This window comes from Streptomyces rugosispiralis, from assembly GCF_024505145.1.
GTDB lineage: Bacteria > Actinomycetota > Actinomycetes > Streptomycetales > Streptomycetaceae > Streptomyces > Streptomyces rugosispiralis.
Window position 1 is genome coordinate 1 of the sequence record NZ_JANIAA010000188.1, and the last position, 846, is coordinate 846.

Sequence of the window (846 nt, forward strand, 5' to 3'; positions counted from 1 at the left end):
CTCGTGGACACGCTGGACGCCGAGCGCCTGGAGCGGGTGGTGCGCGCCAAGGCCACCTCCGCGCAGAACCTCCATGAGCTGACCCGCGACCTGGACCTTTCGGCGTTCGTCCTCTTCTCCTCGCTCGCCGGATCGGTGGGCGCCGCCGGTCAGGGCAACTACGCTGCGGCCAACGCCTACTTGGACGCGCTGGCCGAGCTGCGCCGCGCCGAGGGCCTGCCCGCCACCTCGATCGCCTGGGGCCCGTGGGCCGAAGGCGGCATGGCCGCCGACGAGGCGCTGGAGCGGCGGATGCGCCGCGACGGAGTGCCGCCGATGGCGCCCGAGTCGGCGCTCACCGCGCTGCGGCAGGCGCTGGACCTCGATGACACCGCCGTGACGGTCGCGGACCTCGACTGGGACCGTTTCCTCGCCGAGTTCACCGCCGTACGGCCGAGCGCGCTGTTCGGCGAGGTGCGGGCCGCGCGTCCGGCGCCGGCCGCCGAGAGCGCGCCGCGTCCGGCCGCCACCGCCGGGACCGGCACCCTCGCGGAGCGACTGTCCGGGCTGACGGAGAACGAGCGCGCACAGACGCTGCTGGAGTTGGTGCGTGCGCAGGTCGCGTCGGTGCTGGGGCACGGCGGGGCCGAGGCGGTGCAGGCCGGGCGGGCGTTCAAGGAGCTGGGCTTCGACTCGCTCACCGCCGTCGAACTCCGCAACCGGCTGAACGCGGCGACGGGCCTGCGGCTGCCCGCCACCCTCGTCTACGACTACCCGAGCGCTTCCGCCCTGGCCGACCATCTGCGCGCCGAACTGCTGGGCGCGGATGCCGTGGCGGCGGGTGGCGTGGCGGCGCCTGCGGTCGCG

1 protein-coding gene is annotated in these 846 nt (G+C 75.5%); it reads left to right on the forward strand.

Annotated elements, in window-relative coordinates; translation table 11 throughout:
- On the forward strand, nucleotides 1-846 hold an 846-nt coding region (locus NP777_RS46990), incomplete at both ends, for a beta-ketoacyl reductase (RefSeq protein ID WP_256656340.1).